General features: G+C 44.4%; 1 protein-coding gene. It reads right to left on the minus strand.

Annotated elements, in window-relative coordinates:
* Positions 1-592: 592 nt before the first annotated feature.
* A complete protein-coding gene (locus tag PX482_RS06135) occupies positions 593-2,335 on the minus strand; it encodes an FG-GAP repeat protein (protein ID WP_288122193.1) in 1,743 nt (580 codons plus the stop codon).
* Positions 2,336-2,673 lie beyond the last annotated feature (338 nt).

The following is a 2,673-nucleotide window of genomic DNA, read 5'->3' on the forward strand; positions in this document are numbered from 1 at the left end:
CCCTAGCGGCCACCGAGAAAACCTTCACCAGCTAAGTATTTTTACTCAAGTCTCTGGAGGGGGACAGCTTATGTGACAGTTGAGGGTGCGGAATGTGGGCTAAAACTGAGAATTGCTGGAGGGAATCGCTTACTCTAGAGATTAATGACACTATAGCGGTAAGCGCTTGAGTGAGATACAAACCAAGCTTTGCCTAGCATGGTTTATAGCTCGTGACACTGTACCTCATACGACTGCACACCGCTATATCTGTTACAATCAGGTTAGTGATCACTATACAGCCAACTCTACGGAATCGCTCTGCTCCAGATACAGTCAACGGTACAGACATTTTCAAGCGAAAAATGTAACCAGTAGCCTCTTTTCAATTTTTTCTTAGAAGCGACCTGCAGTAAGGGTTTTGTTGATTTTTTAGTATTTATGTATGGGGGAAGTCCAGATATTTGAGTAAGCCAGACACGAGCCACAAAAAGATATTTATCAGAAAAGTCATCATCAAGCTAGAGGTTTAAAGACTGATTTGGGCTAATTATTTTTATTAATAAGTATTTTACACACTTCATACCAGGTAAGCAAGAGGGCTACGGCACTACTACCAAATCATTACCGGCAATTGGACGCTTGCTGCGCCAATCTCTGCCAATTTTAAAGAGTTATCTTCGATAGAAGTATTGCCACTGTCACCAAAGCCAGTAAAAAATTGTTTTGAGAATAGCCTATCAGCAGCCAGTTCAAAATCACTAATCTCATCTCCTTCAATTGAGAGATCGCTGAAAGTCTGCGGAGAAAACTGAGCATCATCAACCCCACCGAATAGGTTGTCATTGCTTGCTCCACCAGTGAGAGTATCCTTTGGCTTAATTCCCGTCAAGCTATCTGGATTGGACAAGAGCGAAGAAAGGGAATAAAGATATACAGAGCCAGAATCAGGCACTGGAGGAACTTCGTTATCATCTTGAAAAGCACTAACGGCTAAAGTATCGCCGTCAATTACTACCCGCTTGCCAAAAACATCACCCGCTTTTCCATCGATAGCGGTAAGTTTGTAAACTTGGGTCCAAACCCCATTGATTTTCTGAAAAATATAAACCGAACCCGAATCTGCTCCTCGATCATCATCGTGGCGAGGACTGACTGCGATCGTATTATTACTAATAGTAACAGACGTACCAAATTCTTCCCCCACTTGTCCATCGTTAGCAGTCAGTTTAGCTGTTTCTTGCCATTTTCCGTTTACTTTCTCAAAAACGTAGGCTGCACCTTTGGTTCCGCCACTTTCAGATGCTCCGACAACAATGGTGTTACCCTCAATAGCCGCTGGTGTTCCAAACTCATCTCCATTTTTTCCATCGCTGGCACTCAATTTTGCCGTTTCTGTCCAAATGCCATTAAGGTTTTCATAAATATAAACCGAGCCAGAGTTTGGTTGTGATGCATTGCTTTTGACTGCTCCGATGACAGCCTGATTACCATCGATATCGATATATCTACCAAAAAGAGCCCCCGGTGAGGGATCGCTGGCATAAATTTTGCCGGTTTCTGTCCAAATCCCATTAACGACGTTATAAACGTAAACACAACCTGAATCCAAGCCTTTCTGATCGGAGCTGCTAGCTCCGATCAGGATAGTGCCACTATCGGTGGAATCAAAAGAACTGCCAAAGCGATCTCCTTGTTTCCCATCACTCGGTCTAAGTTTGACTGTCTGCGTCCACAGTCCTCCACTCTCCCTGAAAATATACACGGCACCAGAACCTCTCTTCCAAGATCCGACAAAAGCTCTGCTGCCATTCAGCCTGATGGTGTCACCAAAGAGGTCTCCTGCTCTGCCATCTTTTGGCTTGAGTTTCGCTCTCTCCGTCCATACACCATTAATGTTATTAAATATGTAGGCTGAACCAGAGTCCAATCCATTGTCATCATCTCGAGCGGCTCCGACTAGGAGAGTATTGCCATCGAGGGAGACATTTTGTCCAAAGGAATCATAGGCTTGTCCGTCGCTGGCCGTGATTTTAACTAAAGAGTTATCTTCGATAGAAGTATTGCCACTGTCACCATCGTCGCCCCCCAAGCTATTGTCAAACATTTGACTAGCATCACCGAACAGAGCGTTACTATCCCCTGTTGCTCTCAGGTAATCTTTGCCGCCTTGGGTAAACTCAATCATGGCATTCCCTTCGCCATAGAGAGCGTTATAGTTTCTTCTTACTGCTAGGGAATCATCTCCAGCCAGCATTGGAGGTTCTAAAATCCCATTAATATCACCGTAGAACAACTCAGAGTCACCTAAATATTTTAGGTTATCGTTTACACCTGGTTGTCCTGAAATTGCCATGGTAGAAGTATCCTTAATCAAAAAAGTTTATCCGATTGACAATCCCCGAAGCGCTGAGGCGAGGGATTCTCGAAGCTCATCACCGTGCTTTCTGGTTTCCCCAGCCCACATCCTACACGATTATGTCCTATCCGAACCAGAAATGTTGAATCCGTACATAAAACTTTACATACAAGCTGACTAGAACAGGCGTTCGCTTAGAGAGATTAAATTTCCCTCTTGTGATCAAACCCACATTCCGCACCCTCAACTGTCACATAAGCTGTCCCCCTCCAGAGACTTGAGTAAAAATACTTAGCTGGTGAAGGTTTTCTCGGTGGCCGCTAGGGGGGTCTTGA

The sequence above is a fragment of the Microcystis sp. M53602_WE12 genome, from assembly GCF_030065455.1.
Taxonomy (GTDB): domain Bacteria; phylum Cyanobacteriota; class Cyanobacteriia; order Cyanobacteriales; family Microcystaceae; genus Microcystis; species Microcystis aeruginosa.

What these genes read in the sequence shown, in the direction of transcription:
- PX482_RS06135 (WP_288122193.1), bottom strand. Translation starts at nt 2,335, where the DNA reads ATGGCAATTTCAGGACAACCAGGTGTAAACGATAACCTAAAATATTTA.